Source organism: Rubrivivax sp. JA1026 (assembly GCF_011065555.1).
GTDB lineage: Bacteria > Pseudomonadota > Gammaproteobacteria > Burkholderiales > Burkholderiaceae_C > Rubrivivax > Rubrivivax benzoatilyticus.
The window spans coordinates 38,904-59,435 of the sequence record NZ_JAALCQ010000003.1 but is presented as its reverse complement, the minus strand read 5'-3'; the positions used below and the strand labels follow the sequence as shown (position 1 = coordinate 59,435).

At 70.9% G+C, this 20,532-nt stretch carries 18 protein-coding genes; 11 read left to right on the top strand and 7 right to left on the bottom strand.

Annotated features, from left to right (window positions below):
- Positions 1 to 2 precede the first annotated feature (2 nt).
- The 7 genes from G5B56_RS06710 to G5B56_RS06680 are packed head-to-tail and all read left to right on the top strand — an operon-like array spanning position 3 to position 7,067.
- Complete coding sequence (locus G5B56_RS06710; protein ID WP_009857756.1) at positions 3 to 635, top strand: NADH-quinone oxidoreductase subunit J; 633 nt, start codon at positions 3 to 5, stop codon at positions 633 to 635.
- Positions 632 to 949, top strand: a complete 318-nt coding sequence (nuoK, locus tag G5B56_RS06705) for an NADH-quinone oxidoreductase subunit NuoK (RefSeq protein WP_009857757.1) — start codon at positions 632 to 634, stop codon at positions 947 to 949. The genes G5B56_RS06710 and nuoK overlap by 4 nt, the downstream gene beginning before the upstream one ends.
- Positions 950 to 957: 8 nt before the next feature.
- Positions 958 to 2,988 carry an NADH-quinone oxidoreductase subunit L gene (gene nuoL / locus G5B56_RS06700; RefSeq protein ID WP_009857758.1) on the top strand — a complete coding sequence of 677 codons (2,031 nt, stop codon included), beginning with the start codon at positions 958 to 960 and terminating at the stop codon, positions 2,986 to 2,988.
- A gap of 29 nt (positions 2,989 to 3,017) precedes the next feature.
- Entirely contained in the window at positions 3,018 to 4,493 is a 1,476-nt protein-coding gene (locus G5B56_RS06695) for an NADH-quinone oxidoreductase subunit M (protein WP_164962723.1), read from the top strand.
- A gap of 13 nt (positions 4,494 to 4,506) precedes the next feature.
- Entirely contained in the window at positions 4,507 to 6,000 is a 1,494-nt protein-coding gene (gene nuoN / locus G5B56_RS06690) for an NADH-quinone oxidoreductase subunit NuoN (protein ID WP_009857760.1), read from the top strand.
- Positions 6,001 to 6,010: 10 nt separating this feature from the next.
- The gene (locus G5B56_RS06685; RefSeq protein WP_009857761.1) at positions 6,011 to 6,616 is read left to right on the top strand and encodes an NUDIX hydrolase; all 606 of its coding nucleotides are present in this window, start codon (positions 6,011 to 6,013) and stop codon (positions 6,614 to 6,616) included.
- 10 nt (positions 6,617 to 6,626) lie between these two features.
- Positions 6,627 to 7,067, top strand: a complete 441-nt coding sequence (locus G5B56_RS06680; RefSeq protein WP_009857762.1) for a DUF1178 family protein — start codon at positions 6,627 to 6,629, stop codon at positions 7,065 to 7,067.
- 18 nt (positions 7,068 to 7,085) lie between these two features.
- Here G5B56_RS06680 and G5B56_RS06675 read toward each other — a convergent pair whose 3' ends face one another.
- Together G5B56_RS06675 and G5B56_RS06670 are read right to left on the bottom strand one after the other, a co-directional pair.
- A complete protein-coding gene (locus G5B56_RS06675) occupies positions 7,086 to 8,492 on the bottom strand; it encodes an FAD-binding oxidoreductase (RefSeq protein ID WP_164962722.1) in 1,407 nt (468 codons plus the stop codon).
- Positions 8,489 to 8,881 (bottom strand): DUF2069 domain-containing protein, encoded by a 393-nt coding sequence (locus G5B56_RS06670; RefSeq protein WP_009857764.1) that lies wholly within the window; start codon positions 8,879 to 8,881, stop codon positions 8,489 to 8,491. Before G5B56_RS06670 ends, G5B56_RS06675 begins: the two co-directional genes overlap by 4 nt.
- Before the next feature lie 18 nt (positions 8,882 to 8,899).
- On the opposite strand from G5B56_RS06670, the gene G5B56_RS06665 reads away from it, so the two are divergent.
- The 4 genes from G5B56_RS06665 to G5B56_RS06650 all read left to right on the top strand — a co-directional run bounded on the left by G5B56_RS06665 (position 8,900) and on the right by G5B56_RS06650 (position 15,251).
- Positions 8,900 to 10,138: a YihY family inner membrane protein gene (locus G5B56_RS06665; protein WP_009857765.1), complete on the top strand. Its 1,239-nt coding sequence runs from the start codon at positions 8,900 to 8,902 to the stop codon at positions 10,136 to 10,138.
- A 103-nt stretch (positions 10,139 to 10,241) separates the two neighbouring features.
- Positions 10,242 to 11,756, top strand: coding sequence for an amidase (locus G5B56_RS06660; protein WP_206023492.1), 1,515 nt, complete (start codon positions 10,242 to 10,244; stop codon positions 11,754 to 11,756).
- Between the two features lie 154 nt (positions 11,757 to 11,910).
- Positions 11,911 to 14,706 carry an ExeM/NucH family extracellular endonuclease gene (locus G5B56_RS06655; protein ID WP_164962721.1) on the top strand — a complete coding sequence of 932 codons (2,796 nt, stop codon included), beginning with the start codon at positions 11,911 to 11,913 and terminating at the stop codon, positions 14,704 to 14,706.
- A gap of 14 nt (positions 14,707 to 14,720) precedes the next feature.
- Positions 14,721 to 15,251 carry a PEP-CTERM sorting domain-containing protein gene (locus G5B56_RS06650; RefSeq protein WP_240920672.1) on the top strand — a complete coding sequence of 177 codons (531 nt, stop codon included), beginning with the start codon at positions 14,721 to 14,723 and terminating at the stop codon, positions 15,249 to 15,251.
- Between the two features lie 7 nt (positions 15,252 to 15,258).
- Here the strand turns inward: G5B56_RS06650 and G5B56_RS06645 are convergent, their stop codons facing one another.
- The 5 genes from G5B56_RS06645 to G5B56_RS06625 all read right to left on the bottom strand — a co-directional run bounded on the left by G5B56_RS06645 (position 15,259) and on the right by G5B56_RS06625 (position 20,499).
- The gene (locus tag G5B56_RS06645) at positions 15,259 to 16,296 is read right to left on the bottom strand and encodes a DctP family TRAP transporter solute-binding subunit (protein ID WP_164962720.1); all 1,038 of its coding nucleotides are present in this window, start codon (positions 16,294 to 16,296) and stop codon (positions 15,259 to 15,261) included.
- Between the two features lie 25 nt (positions 16,297 to 16,321).
- Positions 16,322 to 17,620, bottom strand: coding sequence for a TRAP transporter large permease (locus G5B56_RS06640; protein WP_164962719.1), 1,299 nt, complete (start codon positions 17,618 to 17,620; stop codon positions 16,322 to 16,324).
- Positions 17,617 to 18,150 carry a TRAP transporter small permease gene (locus tag G5B56_RS06635; protein WP_164962718.1) on the bottom strand — a complete coding sequence of 178 codons (534 nt, stop codon included), beginning with the start codon at positions 18,148 to 18,150 and terminating at the stop codon, positions 17,617 to 17,619. Before G5B56_RS06635 ends, G5B56_RS06640 begins: the two co-directional genes overlap by 4 nt.
- Positions 18,151 to 18,397: 247 nt before the next feature.
- A complete protein-coding gene (locus G5B56_RS06630) occupies positions 18,398 to 19,204 on the bottom strand; it encodes an alpha/beta fold hydrolase (protein WP_164962717.1) in 807 nt (268 codons plus the stop codon).
- Entirely contained in the window at positions 19,201 to 20,499 is a 1,299-nt protein-coding gene (locus G5B56_RS06625; protein ID WP_009857773.1) for an O-acetylhomoserine aminocarboxypropyltransferase, read from the bottom strand. Before G5B56_RS06625 ends, G5B56_RS06630 begins: the two co-directional genes overlap by 4 nt.
- Positions 20,500 to 20,532 lie beyond the last annotated feature (33 nt).

Sequence of the window (20,532 nt, the reverse complement as noted above, 5' to 3'; positions counted from 1 at the left end):
ACATGAACACGACCACGGCGCTCTTCTATCTCTTCTCCGCGGTGCTGCTGTTCGCCGCGCTGCGCGTGATCACCGCGCGCAGCACGGTGCACGGCGTGCTCTACCTCGTGCTCGCCTTCTTCAACGCGGCCTGCATCTGGATGCTGCTGCAGGCCGAGTTCCTGGCCATCGTGCTGGTGCTGGTCTACGTCGGCGCGGTGATGGTGCTGTTCCTGTTCGTCGTCATGATGCTGGACATCAACAGCGAATCGGTGCGCACCGGCTTCTGGAAGCACTTCCCGCTGGCCGGCATGGTCGGCGCGGTCATCGCGCTGGAGATGTCGCTGGTGCTGCTGCGCGGCTTCCAGCCGGCGCAGGCGCCCGAGCTGACGGCGCAGGCGCTGGAGATGGGCAACACCCGGCTGCTGGGCATCGAGCTCTACACGCACTACCTGTACCCGCTGCAGCTGGCGGCCGTGCTGCTGCTGGTGGCCATCGTCGCCGCGATCGCGCTGACGCTGCGCCACCGCAAGGACAGCCGCCGCGTCGACCCGGCCATGGCGGTGCGCGTCAAGCGCGCCGACCGCGTGCGCCTGGTCAAGGTGCCCACGGTCAAGGCCGACGCCGCGACCGACAACAAGGAAGGCCAAGCATGAGCCTCGGACCGATCACGCTCGGCCACTACCTGTCGCTGGGCGCCATCCTGTTCGCGCTGTCGGTCATCGGCATCTTCATGAACCGGCGCAACCTGATCGTGCTGCTGATGGCCATCGAGCTGATGCTGCTGGCCGTCAACCTGAACTTCGTCGCCTTCTCGCACTACCTGGGCGACATGGCGGGCCAGATCTTCGTGTTCTTCATCCTGACCGTCGCCGCCGCCGAGTCGGCGATCGGCCTGGCGATCCTCGTCGTGCTGTTCCGCAACCGCGCGTCGATCAACGTCGAGGAACTCGACGAACTGAAGGGTTGACGACAGACATGGCAGCGACTCTCTCGCAAAACCTCCTGCTCGCCGTCCCGCTCGCGCCGCTGGTCGGTGCGCTCGTCGCGGGCCTGGCCGGCAAGGCGGTCGGCCGCCGCGGCGCGCACACGGTGACGATCCTCGGCGTGCTGATCTCGTTCATCTGCTCGGCCATCGTGCTGAAGGCCGTGGCGATGGACGGTGCCCGCTTCGCCGGCACGATCTACGAATGGGCCGTCGTCGGCGGCCTGAGGATGGAAGTCGGCTTCCTCGTCGACGGCCTGACGGCGATGATGATGTGCGTCGTGACCTTCGTGTCGCTGATGGTGCACGTCTACACCATCGGCTACATGGAAGAGGACCCGGGCTACCAGCGCTTCTTCTCGTACATCTCGCTGTTCACCTTCTCGATGCTCATGCTGGTCATGAGCAACAACTTCCTGCAGCTGTTCTTCGGCTGGGAGGCGGTGGGCCTGGTGAGCTACCTGCTGATCGGCTTCTGGTTCAAGAAGCCGAGCGCGACCTTCGCCAACATGAAGGCCTTCCTGGTCAACCGGGTCGGCGACTTCGGCTTCATCCTCGGCATCGGCCTGATCGTCGCCTACGCCGGCACGCTGGACTACGCCGAGGCCTTCGCCAAGGGCCCGGAGCTGGCCGCGCTGAGCTTCCCCGGCCAGGACTGGATGCTGATCACCGTGATCTGCATCTGCCTGTTCATCGGCGCGATGGGCAAGAGCGCGCAGTTCCCGCTGCACGTCTGGCTGCCCGACTCGATGGAAGGCCCGACCCCGATCTCGGCGCTGATCCACGCCGCGACGATGGTCACCGCCGGCATCTTCATGGTGGCGCGCATGTCGCCGCTGTTCGAGCTGTCGGACACGGCGCTGAACTTCGTGCTCGTGATCGGTTCGATCACCGCGCTGTTCATGGGCTTCCTGGGCATCATCCAGAACGACATCAAGCGGGTCGTCGCCTACTCGACCCTGTCGCAGCTGGGCTACATGACGGTGGCGCTGGGCGTGTCGGCGTATTCGGTGGCGGTGTTCCACCTGATGACGCACGCGTTCTTCAAGGCGCTGCTGTTCCTGGCCGCGGGCTCGGTGATCATCGGCATGCACCATGACCAGGACATCCGCAACATGGGCGGCCTGCGCAAGTACATGCCCATTACCTGGATCACCGCGCTGCTGGGCTCGCTGGCGCTGATCGGCACGCCGCTGTTCTCGGGCTTCTACTCCAAGGACAGCATCATCGAGGCGGTGCACGCCAGCACCTTGCCGGGCGCCGGCTTCGCGCTGTTCGCGGTCACGGCCGGTGTCTTCGTCACCGCGTTCTACTCGTTCCGGATGTACTTCCTCGTCTTTCACGGCGAGGAGCGTTTCCGCCACAAGCCCTTCCCGCCGGAGGACGACCACGCGCATGGCGATGAGCACGGCCATGGCCACGACGCCACGCCGCACGAGTCGCCCTGGGTCGTGACCGCGCCGCTGCTGCTGCTGGCGCTGCCCTCGGTCGTGATCGGCTTCATGACCATCGGCCCGATGCTCTACGGCGACTTCTTCGCCGGCGCGATCTTCGTCGACGCTGCGAAGCACCCGGCGATGGCCGAGCTGGCCGAGAAGTGGCACGGCGCGACCGCGATGGCGCTGCATGGCCTGCAGACCGCGCCGTTCTGGCTGGCGCTGGCCGGTGTCGTCACCGCCTGGGTCTTCTACCTGAAGGCGCCGCAGATCCCGGCCGCGCTGGACCGCACGCTCAAGCCGCTGCGCACCGTGCTCGAGAACAAGTACTACATGGACTGGTTCAACGAGCACGTGCTGGCCGCCGGCGCGCGCCTGCTGGGCACCGGTCTGTGGAAGGGGGGCGACGTCGGCCTGATCGACGGCGCGATCGTCAACGGCTCGGCCAAGACGGTGGGCCTGCTCGCCGGCGTGCTGCGCCGCGTGCAGACCGGTCACCTGTACTGGTACGCGCTCGTCATGCTGCTGGGCATCTTCGGCTTCATGACCTGGCGCCTGTGGCCGTTCCTCGGCGGCCTGACGGGCTGACTCGCGACCGCAATAGAAGAGAGCAAAGAATGGGTCTTCTGAGTCTCGCGATCTGGATGCCGATCGCCTTCGGGATCTTGCTGCTGGCCGTCGGCCGCGACAGCAATCCCCACCTCGCGCGCTGGATCGCTCTCGTCGGCGCGGTCGCCAGCTTCCTGGTGACGATCCCGCTGATCACCGGCTTCGACGCCGGCACGGCGGCGCTGCAGTACCAGGAGCTCGTGCCCTGGATCGAGCGCTTCAACGTCAACTACCACCTCGGTGTCGACGGGCTGTCGGTGTGGTTCGTGCCGCTGACGGCCTTCATCACCGTCATCGTCGTCATCGCCGGCTGGCAGGTCATCACCGACCGCGTGCCGCTGTACCTGGGCGCGTTCCTGGTCCTGTCGGGCCTGATGGTCGGCGTGTTCTCGGCTGCCGACGGCCTGCTGTTCTACGTCTTCTTCGAGGCCACCCTGATCCCGATGTACATCATCATCGGCGTCTGGGGCGGCGCACGCCGGGTCTATGCGGCGTTCAAGTTCTTCCTCTACACGCTGCTGGGCTCGCTGCTGATGCTCGTCGCGGTGGTCTACCTGTACTACCAGTCGGGTGGCAGCTTCGAGATCCAGGACTGGCACAAGCTGCCGCTGACGCTGGCCGCGCAGACGCTGCTGTTCGTCGCCTTCTTCGCCGCGTTCTCGGTGAAGGTGCCGATGTGGCCGGTGCACACCTGGCTGCCCGACGCCCACGTCGAGGCGCCGACCGGCGGCTCGGTGGTGCTGGCGGCGATCATGCTGAAGCTGGGCGCCTACGGCTTCCTGCGCTTCTCGCTGCCGATCGCGCCCGACGCGGCGCGCGAGTACGCCTGGGTGATCATCACGCTGTCGCTGATCGCCGTGGTCTACATCGGCCTCGTCGCGCTGGTGCAGCGCGACATGAAGAAGCTGGTGGCCTACTCGTCGATCGCCCACATGGGCTTCGTGACGCTGGGCTTCTTCATCTTCAACGAGCTCGGCGTCACCGGCGCGATCGTGCAGATGATCTCGCACGGTTTCGTCTCCGGCGCGATGTTCCTGTGCATCGGCGTGCTCTACGACCGCGTGCACAGCCGCGAGATCTCGGCCTATGGCGGCGTCGTCAACACGATGCCCAAGTTCGCGGCCTTCGCGGTGCTGTTCGCGATGGCCAACTGCGGCCTGCCGGGCACCGCCGGCTTCGTCGGCGAGTGGATGGTCATCCTCGGCGCCGTGAAGCACAACTTCTGGGTCGCCGGCCTGGCCGCCACGACGCTGATCTTCGGCGCCGCGTACACGCTGTGGATGGTCAAGCGCGTCTACTTCGGCCCGGTGGCCAACGACCACGTCAAGGAACTGCAGGACATCGACGCCCGCGAGTTCCTGATGCTGGCCCTGCTGGCCGCCGCGGTGCTGTGGATGGGCCTGTATCCCAAGCCCTTCACCGAGGTGATGGACGTGTCGGTGAGCGAACTGCTCAAGCACGTTGCCGTCTCGAAGCTGCCCTGACCCGAGCCACGCGATGCAGAACCTGAATCCGATGAACTGGCTCGCCCTCCAGCCCGAGATCTGGCTGCTGGCGGCGATCTGCGTGATCGCGATCGCCGATCTCTTCATCACCGACCCCGAGCGCCGGCCGACCTTCTGGCTGACCCAGCTCGCGGTGCTGGTGTTCTCCGGCATGCACTTCGCGGCCTTCAACGGCGGCGAGACCACCTACGCGATGGGCGGCCAGGTCGTCACCGACCCGATGGGCCACCTGCTGGCCTTCTTCGCCGGCATCGCGATGCTCGCCACCGTGGCCTACGCGCGGCCGACGCTGGCCTCGCGCGACATGCTCAAGGGCGAGTTCTACGTGCTCGCGCTGATGGTGCTGCTGGGCATCTCGGTGATGACCTCGGCCAACAGCTTCCTCGTCGTCTACCTCGGCCTGGAGCTGATGAGCCTGTCGCTGTACGCGCTGGCCGCGCTGCGCCGCGACCACGCCGTCGCCACCGAGGCGGCGATGAAGTACTTCGTGCTCGGCGCGCTGGCCAGCGGCTTCCTGCTCTACGGCCTGTCGATGATGTACGGCGCCACCGGCTCGCTGGAGATCCCGCGCGTCTTCGAGCAGATCGCGACCAACCCGAACATCAACCGCGAGGTGCTGGTCTTCGGCGTCGTGTTCGTCGTCGCCGGCGTCGCCTTCAAGCTCGGCGCAGCACCGTTCCACATGTGGGTGCCCGACGTCTACCAGGGCGCGCCGACCTCGGTGACGCTGCTGATCGGCGGCGCGCCGAAGTTCGCCGCCTTCGCGATCACGATCCGCCTGCTCGTCGAGGGCATGCTGGGTCTGGCGGTCGACTGGCAGCAGATGTTCATCGTGCTGGCGGTGGCCTCGCTGGTCGTCGGCAACGTCGTCGCCATCGCGCAGACCAACCTCAAGCGCATGCTGGCGTACTCGACGATCGCGCAGATGGGTTTCATCCTGCTCGGCATGTCGGCCGGCGTCGTCAGCGGCAACACGCTGTCGGCCGGCAACGCCTACAGCTCGTCGATGTTCTACGTCGTCGCCTACGTGCTGACGACGCTGGGCACCTTCGGCCTGATCATGGTGCTGTCGCGCCAGGGCTTCGAGAGCGAGCAGATCGAGGACCTCGCCGGCCTCGGCCGCCGCAGCCCGTGGATCGCCGGCGTGATGAGCATCTTCATGTTCTCGCTGGCCGGTCTGCCGCCGATGGTCGGCTTCTACGCCAAGCTCGCGGTGCTGCAGGCGATGGTGTCGACCAACGTCGAGGCCTACGTCTGGCTGGCGGTGTTCGCGGTGATGATGTCGCTGATCGGCGCGTTCTACTACCTGCGTGTCGTGAAGGTCATGTACTTCGACGAGCCCAAGCTCGCCGGCCCGGTGGGCCAGAGCACCGGCGTCAACGCGCTGCTCGCCGTCAACGGCCTGGCGGTGCTGGTCTTCGGTCTGCTGCCCGGCGGCCTGATGGCGATGTGCCGCGACGCGATCGTGAAGGCGCTGTCCAGCTGAGCCTCTCCCGATGAGCGACGAAACCGACGACGTCCACCTGCGCGAACGCCGCACCGGCGGGCGCACGCTGCTCGAAGGCGGTTTCCTCGAGGTGCATCGCGACGAGGTCGTGCTGCCCGACGGCAGCGCGGCCACGCGCGAGTACATCCGCCACCCGGGCGCGGTGGCCGTCGTGCCGCTGCTCGACGACGGCCGCGTCGTGCTGGTGCGCCAGTACCGCTACCCGATCGCCCGCTCGATCGTCGAGTTCCCGGCGGGCAAACGTGATGCCGGCGAGGACACGCTCGAATGCGCCCGCCGCGAGCTGCTCGAGGAGACGGGCTACCGCGCCCGCGAGTGGGCCTTCGCCTGCGAGATCCACAACGCCGCCGCCTATTCCAGCGAGAGCATCTGGATCTACTTCGCGCGCGGTCTGGTCGCCGGCGAGCAGCAGCTCGACGACGGCGAGTTCGTCGAGGTGATGAAGCTCACCGAAGCCGAGCTCGACGCGCTGGCGATGGGCGACGGCCTGCCCGACGTGAAGACCCGCGTCGGCCTGCACTGGCTGCAGCGCTGGCGCGCCGGCGCCTGGCCGCTGGCCTGGACCCCCGACCCGGAGCACGGCCCCAGCGCCTGAGCCCGCGACGATGAAGGTGCTCGACCTGCGCTGCGCGAACGGCCACCGCTTCGAGGGCTGGTTCGCCTCCGACGACGAGTTCATGGACCAGAACGGCCGTGGCCTCGTCGAGTGCCCGATCTGCGGCGACCACGTCGTCACGCGGCTGCCGAGCGCGCCGCGCTTGAACCTGTCGGGTGCCAAGGAGCCGCCGCCCGAGCCGCCCAAGGCCCCGGCCACCGACGCCGACCTGCAGGCCGCCTGGCTGGGCGCCGTGCGCCAGCTGCTCGCCGACACCGAGGACGTCGGCGAGCGTTTCGCCGAGGAGGCGCGGCGCATCCACTACGGCGAGAGCGAGAACCGCGGCATCCGCGGCCAGACCACGCCCGAGGAACGCCAGGCGCTGAACGAGGAGGGCATCGAGGTGCTCTCGCTGCCGCTGCCGGCGGCGCTGAAGGGGCCGCTCCAATAGACCGCGCCCGGCGCGGCGTCAGAGCACGCGGCCGGGGTTCAGCAGGTTCTGCGGGTCCAGCGCGCCCTTGATCGCGCGCATCATCGCCAGCGCCACCGGCGACTTGCGTTCGGCGAGCTCCTCGCGCTTCAGCTGCCCGATGCCGTGTTCGGCCGAGATCGAGCCGCCACAGGCCGTCACCGCGTCGTAGACGATGCGGTTGACCGCAGGCTCCTGCTCGGCCAGGAAACGCTTGGCGTCGCCGCCTTCGGGCGCCTGCACGTTGTAGTGCAGGTTGCCGTCGCCGAGGTGGCCGAAACACACCAGCCGCACGCCCGGGATCGCCGCGGCCAGCGCGGCGTCGGTGGCGGCGCAGAAGCCGGGAATGGCCGACACCGGCAGCGCGATGTCGTGCTTGATGTTCAGCCCTTCCTCGGCCTGGGCCAGCGGGATCGACTCGCGCAAGTGCCACATCGCATGCGACTGCGCCAGGTTGGCGGCGACTGCCGCGTCGCCGACGATGCCGTCTTCCAGCGCCGCGCCCAGCAGGGCCTCGAAACGCTCCTGCGCCGCGGCCTCGCCGTCGGTGTCGCTCTGCTCCAGCAGCACCGTCCACGGCGCACCGGGCAGCGGCCGCGGCAGCGCCGGGAAGTGCTTGGACACCAGTTCCAGCGCGAAGCGGCCCATGACCTCGAAACCGGTCAGCCCGGCGCCCAGCCGCGTGCGCGCCAGGTTCAGCAGCGCGACACAGTCGTCCAGGCTGTCGCAGGCGGCGAGTGCGGTCGTCACCGCTGCCGGCTGCGGGAACAGCTTCAGCGTCGCCGCGGTGATGATGCCCAGCGTGCCTTCGCTGCCGACGAAGAGGTCGCGCAGGTCGTAGCCGGTGTTGTCCTTGCGCAGGCCCGACAGCCCGTCCCAGACCTCGCCGGCCGCGGTGACGACCTCGAGCCCCAGGCACAGCTCGCGCGCGTTGCCGAAGCGCAGCACCTGGGTGCCGCCGGCGTTGGCCGCGAGGTTGCCGCCGATCGTGCAGCTGCCTTCGGCCGCCAGGCTCAGCGGGAACAGCAGGCCCTGCGCGGCGGCCGCCTCCTGCACCGCCTGCAGCACGCAGCCGGCTTCGGCGGTCAGCGTCAGGTTGGCGGCGTCGATCGTGCGGATGCGGTTCAGCCGCTGCAGGTTGAGCAGCACCTGCGTGCCGCTGGCGTCTGGCACGCCGCCGCCGACCAGGCCGGTGTTGCCACCCTGCGGCACGATGGCCACGCCGGCCGCGGCGCAGGCGCGCACGACGGCCGCCACCTCGGCGGTGCTGCCCGGGCGCACGACGGCCAGCGCGCGGCCGCGCCAGCGGCGGCGCCAGTCGAGTTCATAGGCCGTCAGGTCGCCGTCGGTCAGCACCTGGGCCGCGCCGACCACCTCGCGCAGCGTCTGCAGCAGCCCCGCATTCATGCCGCCGCCTTCACGCCGCGCAGCCGGCGGCGCACGTACAGCGAGCAGAAGACGAAGAGCACGATGCACAGCACCAGCTCGACGACGGCCATCGCCTGGCCGGCGCCGTGTTCGCTGGTCGAGCGCACCAGCGCCTCGGTGACGTAGAGCCACAGCGCCATGCTGACCCAGCGGAAGGTGTAGAGCCGGTGGCGCAGCATGCCGGGGATGGCGGCCACCAGCGGCAGCACCTTCAGCGCCAGCGTGCCGCTGCCGGTGGGCGCGATCCACAGCTCCCAGGCCAGGCCCTGCACGATCAGGGCGATCAGCGAGGCCAGGGCCAGCGCGCGGGTCTGCCGCACGGCGGCATCGGGAACGGCGGGGACGTCGGGGACGGCGGGGGAAACCATGCTGGCATCATATCCAGCATGAATCGTCTCTCGGCCGCAGCGATCGGCCGCCGTTTGCGTGCCCGCTGGCACGAGGCCGCCGCCGCGCTGCGCCAGTGGCCCTGGCTGGACACGCTGCGCACGCTGCGCCAGCGTTTCCGCGAAGACCGCCTCGGCCTCACCGCCAGCAGCCTGACCTTCACGACGCTGATCGCGCTGGTGCCGCTGGTCACGGTGATGCTGGCCGTGTTCACCGCCTTCCCGATCTTCGCCAAGTTCCAGATCGCGCTGGAGAAGTACTTCCTGCAGTCGCTGGTGCCCGACACGATCGCGCGGCCGGTGATGCGTGCGCTGACGCAGTTCGCGTCGCAGGCCAACCGCGCCGGCTCGGTGGGCCTGCTGTTCCTCGGCGCCACCGCGCTGGCGCTGATGCTGACGATCGACCGCACGCTCAACGCCATCTGGCGCGTGCGCCAGCCGCGGCCGATCGCCCAGCGGGTGCTGGTCTACTGGGCGGCGCTGACGCTCGGGCCGCTGGTCGTCGGCGTCAGCCTGTCGATGACGTCCTACGCGCTGTCGGCCTCGCGCGGGCTGGTCGGCGTGCTGCCCGGCGGCGTCAGCGCGGCGCTCAACGTCGCCGAGTTCGCGCTGCTGGCCGCGGCGCTGGCGGGGCTGTTCCGCTACGTGCCCAACACGACGGTGCGCTGGCAGCACGCCTGGGCCGGCGCGCTGTTCGTCGCCGTGGCCTTCGAGTTCGCCAAGGAAGGGCTGGCCTGGTACGTCGACAAGGTGCCGATGTACTCCTCGGTCTACGGCGCCTTCGCGTCGCTGCCGATCCTGCTGCTGTGGATCTACCTCAGCTGGGTCATCGTGCTGCTCGGCGCGGTCATCGCGGCCTACGCACCCAGCCTGCAGATGCGTGTCGTGCGCCGGCCGCCGACGGCGGGCCACCGCTTCGAGCTGGCCCTCGTCGTGCTGGGCGAACTGGCCGCCGCGCGCCGCGGGGCCGGCCACGGGCTGTCGCTGCCGGCGCTGTCCGAGCGCCTGCGTGCCGACCCGCTGGAGCTCGAGCCGGTGCTGGAACTGCTGGCCGGCCTGGACTGGGTCGCGCGGCTCGACGAAGGCGGCACCGCGCGCCACGTGCTGCTCTGCGACCCCGACACCACCGCGGCCCTGCCGCTGCTCGACGCGCTGCTGGTCGCCCCGGCCGCCGCCACCGCGCCGTTCCGCCGCCGCGCGCGGCTGGAGGCGCTGACGCTGGCCGAACTGCTCGGGTGAGCCGTGCCGTCGGAACACCGGGGTCAGGTCCTGCGGGACCTGACCCCATCTTTCGCGGCCCTCTCCCGAATCCACCGTTTCAAGTTCCGAACCCCGGCCCCTGATGAATCCCGACACCCTGCTGGCGCTCAGCGCCGTCGAGCAACGCGCACTGATCGGGCGCGGCGAGCTCTCTCCCGTCGAGTTGCTGGACGCCAGCATCGCGCGCATCGAAGCGCTGAATCCCGGCGTCAACGCCATCTGCGCCACCGACTTCGCGCGTGCCCGCGCCGCCGCCCGCGCCGCCGAGGCCGCGGGGGCGCGCGGCGAGCCGCTGCCGCTGCTGCACGGCCTGCCGCTGGGCGTGAAGGACCTGCTCGACACCGCCGGCCTGCTGACGACCTGCGGCAACACCGCGATGCGCGGCTACGTCCCGCGCGAGGACCACGCGCTGGTCGCCCGGCTGCGCGCGGCCGGCGCCATCGTCGTCTGCAAGACCAACACGCCCGACCTGGGCGCCGGCGCGAACACGCGCAACGCCGTCTGGGGCGCGACCGGCAACCCCTTCGACCCGGCGTGCAGCGCCGGCGGCTCGTCGGGCGGCAGCGCCGTCGCGCTGGCCACCGGCATGGTGTCGCTGGCCACCGGCTCGGACACCGGCGGCTCGCTGCGCATCCCCGCCGCGTGGAGCGGCGTCGTCGGCATGCGGCCCAGCCCTGGCCTGGTCGCCGACCCGGCGCGCACGCTGGGCTGGTCGCCGCTGCCGGTGCTCGGGCCGATGGGGCGCTGCGTCGCCGACACCGCGCTGATGCTGTCGGCGATGGTCGGGCTGGACCGGCGCGACCCGCTGTCCGTCGAGGTCTCGCCGTCGGCCTTCTGGCCGCTGCCCGAGTGCGACCCGTCGACGCTGCGCGTGGGCTTCTGCGAGGACTTCGGCGGCCTGCCGCTGGACCCGGCGATCCGCCGCGTGCTGCGCGCACGCGTGGCGGCGCTGGCGCCGCAGGTCGCCCGTCTGGAGCCGGTCGAGCTGGACCTGGCCGACGCCGACCTGGCCTTCGACGTCGCGCGGGCCGAGGCCTTCGCCGCCGCGTTCGACGGCGTCGAGCCCGATCAGCTGGGCCCCAACCTGCGTGCCAACCTCGAGCTGGCGGGGGGCTGCACGCTCGCCGACCGGGCGCGTGCGCAGCGCGCGCAGACCCGCATCGCCCGGTCCTTCGCCGCGGCGCTGGAACGCCTGGACCTGATCGTCGCCCCGGTGCTGCCGGTGTCGCCGCCGCCGTGGACGCAGCTCTACGTCGAGCGCGTCGACGGCCGCCGGCTCGACACCTACTACCGCTGGCTGGCCTGCTGCTACGGCGTGACGCTGGCCGCCCACCCGGCGCTGGCGCTGCCCGCCGGGCGCGACGAAGCCGGCATGCCGTTCGCGCTGCAGCTCGTCGGCCGTCGCCACGGCGACGCCACGCTGCTCGCCCAGGCCGCGGCGCTCGAACGCATGCTCGCCGCCGACCCCGCCACCGCGCGCCCGCGCCCCGATCTTGCGCCGCTGGCCCGGCCGCGGCCCGAGCTGAAGGCCCTCGTCACCCACCCGCCGGTGCCCGAGGGCCTGCCCGGCAGCCCGGTCTTCGCGCCACCGGTCTGAGCCCCGCTTCCGACGGGGTCAGGTCTCGCTTTTGAACCCCCTCCCCGAAGGGACGCGCACTTCGGGGGGATGGCGCGGCGGCGGCAGGCCGCGTCACGGACGCTTCACGACGCCTGGATAGCGTGCCGCCCCATCACCTGAGGAGGGGCGTGATATGAACCAGCGTGTTTCGGCCGTCGCGGCGGCCATCGCAGCCTGGCTGGCGGCAGCGCCGGCCAGTGCCGGCGTCGTCATCAGCCAGGTCTACGGCGGCAACGGCAACGTCTTCGCCAACGACTACGTCGAGCTGTTCAACAACGGCCGCACGCCGGTGAGCCTGGACGGCTGGTCGGTCCAGTACGCCAGCGCCACCGGCACGGGCAGCTTCGCCGGCAACGGCGTGACGCTGCTCGGCGGCACGCTGCAGCCCGGCCGCTGGTATCTGGTGCAGCTGAGAGGCAGCAGCTCCGGCCCGACGCTGCCGGCGCCTGACGCCATCGGCAACACCGAGCTGTCGGCGAGCAACGGCAAGGTCGCGCTGCTGGACATCGCCACCGGCCTGGCCTGCAACGGCGGCTCCACCGCCTGCAGCGCCGAGCAGCAGGCGCACATCGTCGATCTCGTCGGCTACGGCAGCGCCAACTTCTACAAGGGCAGCGGCGCCGCGCCGGCGGCCAGCAGCAGCAGCGCGCTGCTGCGCAAGGCCGGCGGCTGCACCGACAGCGGCGACAACGCCAGCGACTTCGTCACCGGCACGCCGGCGCCGCGCAACAGCACCAGCGCGGCCACGGTCTGCAGCAACACGGGCGGCGGCGACGACACGGTGGCGTCGCGCCGCATCCCGGAGATCCAGGGCAGCGGCGAGCGCAGCCCCTTCGTCGGCCAGACGGTCAGGACCTCGGGTGTCGTCACCCGGCTGACGAACAACGGCTTCTTCCTGCAGGACGCCAGCGGCGACGGCGACACCGCCACCTCCGACGGCCTCTTCGTCTTCACCGGCAGCGCGCCGACGGTCTCCGCCGGCCAGCTGCTGCAGCTGACCGGCCAGGTCGCCGAGTTCGCCGCCGGCAGCGGCAGCGTCACCCAGCTGACGACGCCCAGCGCGATCACCCTGCTCGGCAGCGGCAGCATCACGCCGCTGCCGCTCGCGCTGCCGGTCGCCGGCGGGCTGGAGCGCTACGAAGGCATGCTGGTCACGCTGTCCGGCCCGCTGACGGTGGACCAGAACTACTTCCAGGCGCGTTACGGCCAGCTGACGCTGTCGGCCGGCGGCCGGCTGGAGACGCCGACCAACCGCCATCGCCCCGGCGCACAGGCCCAGGCGCTGGCCGCCGACAACGCCGCACGCCGCATCGTGCTGGACGACGGCAGCTCGGCACAGAACGTCAACCCGACGCCGTTCACCGGCCCCAACGGCGCGCTGCGCGCCGGCGACGTCATCGGCTCGATCACCGGTGTCATCGACTACGGCCTGTCGACCGCGACCAGCGGTGCCGGTGCGCCCAGCGACTACCGCATCCTGCCGCTGGACACGGGCGCATTGCGCTACACGACGGCCAACCCGCGCCCGGTCGCGCCGCCCGCGGTCGGCGGCAACGTCAAGGTCGCCAGCTTCAACGTGCTGAACTACTTCACGACCTTCACCAACGGCGCCACCGCCGGCGGCCAGACCGGGCAGGGCTGCAGCCAGGGCGGCACGGTCTCGGCGTCCAACTGCCGCGGCGCCAACAGCCTGGCCGAGTTCCAGCGCCAGCGCGCCAAGATCGTCGAGGCGCTGGCTGCGCTGGACGCCGACGTCGTCGGGCTGATGGAGATCCAGAACAACGGCGTGGTGGCGGTGCAGAACCTCGTCGACGCGCTGAACCTGCGTGTCGGCTCGGGCACCTACGCCGCGCTGCCCGAGCCGGCGGCCGGCACCGGCAGCGACGCGATCAAGGTGGCGATGATCTACAAGCCTTCGCGCCTGACGCGTGTCGGCGCGCCGGCCAGCGACACCGCCGCGGTCAACAGCCGCCCGCCGCTGGCGCAGACCTTCGCGCCGGCCAACGGCGAACGTTTCACCGTCGTCGTCAACCACCTGAAGAGCAAGAGCAGCTGCCCGGCCGCCGGTGATGCCGACGCCCCCGGCAACGTCGATAGCGGTGACGGCCAGGGCTGCTGGAACGCGCTGCGTGTCGCCCAGGCCGAGCAGCTGCGCCGCTTCGTCGCCCAGCTGCAGGCCGCCAGCGGCAGCCACGACGTGCTGCTGGTCGGCGACTTCAACGCCTACGCCCAGGAAGACCCGGTCTACCAGTTCACCGGCAGCGGCTACGTCGACGAGGTCGGGCGCTTCGACGGCTTCGGCTACTCCTACGTCTTCGACGGCGCCGCCGGCCGCCTGGACCACGCGATCTCGACCGCCACGCTGTCGCCCAAGGTCAGCGGTGCGCGGCACTGGCACATCAACGCCGACGAGTCGGTGGCGCACGACTACAACCTGGAGTTCAAGCAGCCGGCCTGCGCCGCCTGCGCGCCCGACCCGTATGCGGCGACGCCGTACCGCTCGTCGGACCACGACCCGGTGCTCGTCGGCCTGAACCTGGTGAAGACGATCACCGCGGCACCGTCCAGCACCAGCGTCACCGGCACGCCGGGTGACGACCTCATCGTCAGCGGCGCCGGCCGGCGCACGCTGAGCGGCGGTGGCGGCCGCGACACCTTCGTCTTCAGCAGCGGCTTTGCCGGCGGCGCGACGATCACCGACTTCACGCCGGGTGATGACCGCATCTCGTTCGCCGAGCTGCTGCGCAGCCTGCGTGTGCCGTCCGCTGACCCGATCGGCCAGGGCTACCTCTTCTGCAGCGTCTCCGGCGCCGATGCGCTGCTGAGCATCGACCCGGATGCTGCCGGCCCCGCCGCGGCGCGCGCGATGGTGCTGGTCAAGGGCCGCACCTGCGCCGAGCTTCTCAAAGCCTCGAACTTCCTCTTCTGAACCTGGAGACCTGGATGACCCGCCAACTCTTGTCGGCCGCGGCGCTGGCCGCCACGCTGTTCGCCGGCCTGGCCGCCCCCGCGCAGGCCGCGCTCTTTCGCATCGACGGCGCCGTCGACTACGGCCCGCTGGACGGCAGCACGATCAGCGGCAGCGTCGGCTTCGAGGATCCGGCGGCCGGGTACGACGGCAGCCTCGAACTGAACAGCTTCACGCTGGACTTCGCCGGCCACCGCTACACGCTGGACATGGCCGATGCCGACATCCTGCCGCTGGCCTGGTTCTCGGGCGGCAGCCTGCTCGGTGTGGACCTGTCGTTCGTCACCGGCGACCCGTTCGTGCAGCCGCTGCTGCAGCTCGTCGCCGGCTTCGGTTCGGCCAGCGAAGCCTACCTGGCTTACGACACCACCGGCGCCGGCACCGAAGGCCTCGGCAGCCTCGTGTTCACCGAGGTGACGCAGGACGTGCCCGAGCCGGCCGGTCCGGCGCTGGTGATGGCCGCGCTGGCCGCGGCGGCGCTGGCGCGCCGCCGTCGGCCTGCCTGAGCGGCGTCTACTTGCGCGCCGCGATCGCCTTCTCGGCGGCGTCGACCAGATCCGCGCCGATCTGCTTCTTCCACTTGTCGTAGACCGGGCGCGTGGCCTTCACGAAGGCCTCGCGTTCGGCCGGCGTCAGCTTGGTCACCGTGACGCCGAGCGCGCCGATCTCCTTGAGCAGCGGCTGGTCGGCCTCGACGACGCCCTTGCGCGCGATCGCGATCTGCTGCTTGCCGGCGTCGATGGCGGCCTGGCGCACGATGGCCTGGTCGGCCGGCGTCCAGCTCTTCCAGACGTCCTTGTTGACGACGAAGATCAGCGGGTCGGCGACGTAGCCCCAGAGCGTCAGATGCTTCTGGCCGACGGTGTGCAGCTTGGCCGCGGTGAAGATCGACAGCGGGTTCTCCTGGCCGTCGACGGCGCCCGAGGCCAGTGCCGGCTGGGCGTCGGCCCAGCTCATCTGCGTCGGGTTGGCGCCCAGCGCGGTGAAGGTGTCCAGGAACAGCGGCGAGCCGACGACGCGGATCTTCATGCCCTTCAGGTCGGCCGGCGTGTGGATCGGCTTCTTGCTGTTGCTGATCTCGCGCGTGCCGTTCTCGCCCCAGGCCAGCGGCAGCGCGCCGGCGCGGTCGATGGCCTGGAAGATCTGCTGGCCGACCGCGCCTTGCGTCAGCGCGTCCAGCGCCGCGTGGTCGGGCATCAGGAAGGGCATCGAGAACAGGTTCAGCTGCTTGACCTGCGGCGACCAGTTGATCGTCGAGCCGACCGCGAGGTCGATGACGCCCTGGCGGATCGCCGGGAACTCGCGCGTCTGGTCGCCGGCCACCAGCGAGGTGCCCGGATACAGCTTGATGTTGATGCGGCCCTGCGTGCGCTCGCGCACGAGATTCGCCCAGATCTCGCCGCCCTTGCCCCAGGGGAAGGCGGTGCCGAGCACCAGGCTCATGCGGTACTCGGCCTTGTAGCCGGGCGGCAGCGAGGTCTGGGCGCTGGCGACACCGGCGGCGGCCAGCGCGCAGGCGGCCAGCGTGAACTTCAGGAACGTTCGTTTCATCGTCGTCTTCTCCTCGGGACAGGGATCAATAACCCAGCTGCGCCGGCAGCCACAGCGCGAGCTGGGGCCACACGATCACCGCGACCATCACCATGAACATCGCCAGCAGCATCCAGCCGACCCAGCGCACGGTCTCCTCCATGCGCACGCCGGCGATGCGGCAGGACACCATCAGGTTCACCGCCAGCGGCGGCGTGAACTGGCCCAGCGCCACCTTCAGCGTCAGCAGCACGCCGAACCACACCGGATCCCACTGGTAGTGGGTCATGATCGGCTGCAGCAGCGGCACGAAGATCAGGAAGATCGAGACCCCGTCGAGGAACATCCCGACGACGATCAGCATCAGGATCAGCAGCGACAGCACGCCGTACTCGCCGAGCCCGGAGTTGACGATCGCGTTCGTCAGCGGGTCGATCACGCCCATCGTCGACAGCGAGTAGGCGAAGATGCCCGCCAGCGCGACGACGAACAGGATCACCGCCGACAGCTCGCCGGACTCGCGCAGGATCGGCGCCAGGTCGCGCAGCGCGATCGTGCGGTGGATGAAGACGCCGACGAACAGGCCGTAGAACACCGCGACGACGGCGGCCTCGGTCGGCGTGAACCAGCCGGCGCGCATGCCGCCGAGGATCAGCACCGGCGCGAACAGGCCCCAGCTCGCCTCGCGCAGGCTGGCCCAGAACGGCGGGCGCGGCAGCGTGGCCTCGGCGGCGCCCATGCCGTGTTTGCGCGCCAGCCACACCGCCGGCAGGATCAGCGCGATGCCGGCCAGGATGCCGGGCACCATGCCGGCGGCGAACAGCGCCGGCACCGACGCGCCCGAGACCAGCACCGAGTAGACGATGAAGGCGACGCTGGGCGGGATCAGGATGTCGGTGGCCGCCGCGGCGCCGACGACGCTGGCCGAGAACGAGGCCGGGTAGCCGGCGCGCGCCATCGCCGCGATCATCACGCCGCCGACGGCCGCGGCGTTGGCCGGGCCCGAACCCGAGATGCCGCCGAGGAACATCGCGACGACGATCGCCACCAGCGGCAGCATGCCGGGGCCACGGCCGACGATCGCGATGGCGAAGTTCACCAGCCGCAGCGCGACGCCGGAGCGGTCGAAGATCGAGCCGACGAGCACGAACATCGGGATCGCCAGCAGCGGATACTTGCCCAGCCCGGCGAAGAAGTTCTGCGGCACCGCCAGCAGCCCGAACCACTGCGTGTCCAGGTTGGCCAGCGCGATCGCCGCGGTGCCGGCCAGCCCGAGCGCGACGCCGATCGGCACGCCGAGGAGCATCAGCGCCAGGAAGCCGACGAAGAGCAGCGTCGGGATCATCGCCCGGCCTCCTCGTCGTCGTCACGCTCGCTGCCGCGGCGCACGAACAGCCCGAGCGCACGCCCGGCGATCACCACCGAGAGGATGGGCAGCCAGATCGAGTACCACCACTGCGGCACGCCGATGCCCGGCGAGGTCTCCTCCCACTGCACGTGGTCCCAGACGATGCGCGCCGACAGCACCGCCATGATCGCGAACAGCAGCGCCACCATCAGCGCGCCGAAACGCGCCAGCGCACGCTGGCGCCGCGGCGGCCCGGCGTCGGCGAAGACCTCGATGCGGATGTGCCGGTTGCGCGCCACCGCCGCCGAGCCGGCCACCAGCGCCAGCACGATCATCAGGAAGACCGAGATCTCCTCGGTCCAGGCGAAGGACTGGTCGCTGAAGTAACGCACCAGCACGTTGGCGAAGGTGATCAGCGCCAGCGCCGCCATCACGGCGACGGTGAGCCAGTCCTCGATCTTCAGCGGTACCGCCGTCTTTTCATCGGGCGTGGCAGGAGCGGGCGGCAGTTCGGAAGGCGAGGACATCGGGGGCGACGGCGCAGAAAGCGAAAGCCGGCGCGCGCCGGATGGCGCCGCCGGGGTGCACCGGGGACGCGAGCGCGGGGGTAGGCTCGCGGCGGCTCGCGGCGAGGGCCGCGGCCGTAGCGAAGACGGCGGGCCTGGTGCGGCCCGCGTGCGCCGCGGTGTCGCGGCGTCTTCGCTCCCGGTTCATCCGTCGTGGGGACGAGGCGCCATTGTAGGAGCCTGGGGCCGGCGCGCCGCCGGCGCCGGCTCAATCGAGCAGCGCGCGCAGTGCCGCGAGCACGCCGTCGGGCGCCTCGGCCATCAGCGAATGGCCGGCCGGCAGCGTCGTCACCGTCGCGCGCAGCGCCTCGCCGAGTTCACGCGCCGCACGCGGCGGTGTCATCGAGTCGCGCCGGCCCAGCACCAGCGCCGCCGGGCAGCGCACGGCCGCCGCGGCCTGCAGGCCGCCGGCATAGGCGTCGCAGATCGCGAAGTCGTGCGCGAAGAGGTTCAGCCCGCCGGCTTCGGCCTGGCCCTGCATCCGGCGCATCAGCGCGCGCTGGCCGCCGTGCAGCCAGGCGCCGGGTGCCGGGAACGAAGGTTTGGCGGCGATCGTCGACAGCGAGAAGGTGTTGACCAGGTCGATCGCCGCTTGCGGCGTCTCGCGTGCGGTCGCCAGCAGCGCCGGGCTGACCTTCATCGGGAACGCGGTGCCGATCAGGCCCAGCTGCGTGATGCGCTCGGGGGCGCGTGCCGCGGCCTCCAGCGCGATCAGCGAGCCCAGGCTGTGGCCGACGATGGCCGCGCGCTCGACGCCGGCGGCGTCGAGCAGCGCCAGCAGGCCGTCGGCGGCGGCTTCGACGCTGGCCGGCGGCGGCCCCTCGCTGCGGCCGTGGCCGGGCAGGTCGACGGCCAGCACCGAGCGGCCGTGGTGCGCGAACCAGCGCGCCAGCAGCGTCCAGACGCTGTGGTCGTTGAGCGCGCCGTGCACGAAGACGACGCAGGGCAGGGCGGGGTCGAACTCGACGCCGCCGGTGTAGGCGACCAGCGTGTGGCCGTTGACGACGAGCTTCATGCCGCACGCTCCGCGGCCTTCAGCGCCCGCTTCAGGTCCTCGATCAGGTCGGCCGGGTCTTCGAGCCCGATCGACAGCCGCACCGTGCCCGGCCCGATGCCGGCGGCGGCCAGCGCCGCGTCGTCCATGCGGAAGTGCGTCGTCGACGCCGGGTGGATGACGAGCGAGCGGCAGTCGCCGACGTTGGCCAGGTGGGAGAAGATCTGCAGCGCCTCGATGAAGGCCTGGCCCTGGCGGCGGCTGCCGCGCAGGTCGACGCTGAACACCGAGCCGCAGCCGCGCGGCAGCAGGCGCTTCGCCAGTTCGTGGCTCGGGTGCCCCGGCAGATCGGGGTGTCGAACCCGTTCGACGAAGGGCTGGCCGGCCAGGAACTCGGCGACGCGGCGTGCGTTGTCGACGTGGCGCGCCATGCGCAGCGGCAGCGTCTCCAGCCCCTGCAGCACCAGCCACGCCGTGTGCGGGCTCATGCAGGCGCCGAAGTCGCGCAGGCCTTCGCGGCGCGCGCGCAGCAGGAAGGCGGCGACCGTGCTCTCCTCGCTGAAGACCATGCCGTGAAAGCCCGCGTAGGGCTCGGTCAGCTCGGGGAAACGCCCCGAGGCCTCCCAGTCGAAGCTGCCGCCATCGACCAGCACGCCGCCGACGACGGTGCCGTGGCCGGACAGGAACTTGGTCGCCGAGTGGAAGACGAGGTCGGCACCGTGATCGAAGGGCCGGATCAGCCAGGGCGTGGTGAAGGTCGAGTCGACGAGCAGCGGCAGCCCGGCGTCGTGGGCGACGGCGGCCACCGCCGGAATGTCGAGCACGTCGAGCCCCGGGTTGCCGAGTGTCTCGCCGAACAGCAGCCGGGTGTTCGGCCGGATCGCTGCGCGCCAGGCGGCTACGTCGCCGGGATCGACGAAGCTCGTCTCGATGCCGAAACGCGGCAGCGTGTAAGCCAGCAGGTTGTGCGAGCCGCCATACAGCGCGCGCGAGGCGACGACATGGCTGCCGGCACCGGCAATCGTCGTGATCGCCAGGTGAAGCGCGGCCTGGCCGCTGGCCGTGGCGATCGCGCCGACGCCGCCTTCGAGCGCCGCCATGCGCTCCTCGAAGACCGCCGTCGTCGGGTTGCTGATGCGGCTGTAGACGTGGCCCGAACGTTCCTGGTCGAAGAGCGCGGCGGCACCTTCGGCGCTGTCGAAGACGAAGCTCGTCGTCAGGTGGATCGGCACCGCGCGGGCGCCGGTGGCGGGGTCGGGTGCGGCGCCGGCATGCAGCGCCAGCGTGTCGAAACCAGGGTCGGCGGGACCGGCCATGACGGACCTTCCACAGGGGGGATGGCGCCGGAT

Bases quoted from the DNA above. Each gene is read 5' to 3' on its own strand.
- G5B56_RS06670 (WP_009857764.1), bottom strand. From the start codon at position 8,881: ATGGTTTCCCCCGCCGTCCCCGACGTCCCCGCCGTTCCCGATGCCGCC.
- G5B56_RS06680 (WP_009857762.1), top strand. From the start codon at position 6,627: ATGAAGGTGCTCGACCTGCGCTGCGCGAACGGCCACCGCTTCGAGGGC.
- G5B56_RS06685 (WP_009857761.1), top strand. From the start codon at position 6,011: ATGAGCGACGAAACCGACGACGTCCACCTGCGCGAACGCCGCACCGGC.
- G5B56_RS06625 (WP_009857773.1), bottom strand. From the start codon at position 20,499: ATGGCCGGTCCCGCCGACCCTGGTTTCGACACGCTGGCGCTGCATGCC.
- G5B56_RS06695 (WP_164962723.1), top strand. From the start codon at position 3,018: ATGGGTCTTCTGAGTCTCGCGATCTGGATGCCGATCGCCTTCGGGATC.
- G5B56_RS06630 (WP_164962717.1), bottom strand. From the start codon at position 19,204: ATGAAGCTCGTCGTCAACGGCCACACGCTGGTCGCCTACACCGGCGGC.
- nuoK (WP_009857757.1), top strand. From the start codon at position 632: ATGAGCCTCGGACCGATCACGCTCGGCCACTACCTGTCGCTGGGCGCC.
- G5B56_RS06635 (WP_164962718.1), bottom strand. From the start codon at position 18,150: ATGTCCTCGCCTTCCGAACTGCCGCCCGCTCCTGCCACGCCCGATGAA.
- G5B56_RS06660 (WP_206023492.1), top strand. From the start codon at position 10,242: ATGAATCCCGACACCCTGCTGGCGCTCAGCGCCGTCGAGCAACGCGCA.
- nuoL (WP_009857758.1), top strand. From the start codon at position 958: ATGGCAGCGACTCTCTCGCAAAACCTCCTGCTCGCCGTCCCGCTCGCG.
- G5B56_RS06655 (WP_164962721.1), top strand. From the start codon at position 11,911: ATGAACCAGCGTGTTTCGGCCGTCGCGGCGGCCATCGCAGCCTGGCTG.
- G5B56_RS06665 (WP_009857765.1), top strand. From the start codon at position 8,900: ATGAATCGTCTCTCGGCCGCAGCGATCGGCCGCCGTTTGCGTGCCCGC.
- G5B56_RS06645 (WP_164962720.1), bottom strand. From the start codon at position 16,296: ATGAAACGAACGTTCCTGAAGTTCACGCTGGCCGCCTGCGCGCTGGCC.
- G5B56_RS06710 (WP_009857756.1), top strand. From the start codon at position 3: ATGAACACGACCACGGCGCTCTTCTATCTCTTCTCCGCGGTGCTGCTG.
- nuoN (WP_009857760.1), top strand. From the start codon at position 4,507: ATGCAGAACCTGAATCCGATGAACTGGCTCGCCCTCCAGCCCGAGATC.
- G5B56_RS06650 (WP_240920672.1), top strand. From the start codon at position 14,721: ATGACCCGCCAACTCTTGTCGGCCGCGGCGCTGGCCGCCACGCTGTTC.
- G5B56_RS06675 (WP_164962722.1), bottom strand. From the start codon at position 8,492: ATGAATGCGGGGCTGCTGCAGACGCTGCGCGAGGTGGTCGGCGCGGCC.
- G5B56_RS06640 (WP_164962719.1), bottom strand. From the start codon at position 17,620: ATGATCCCGACGCTGCTCTTCGTCGGCTTCCTGGCGCTGATGCTCCTC.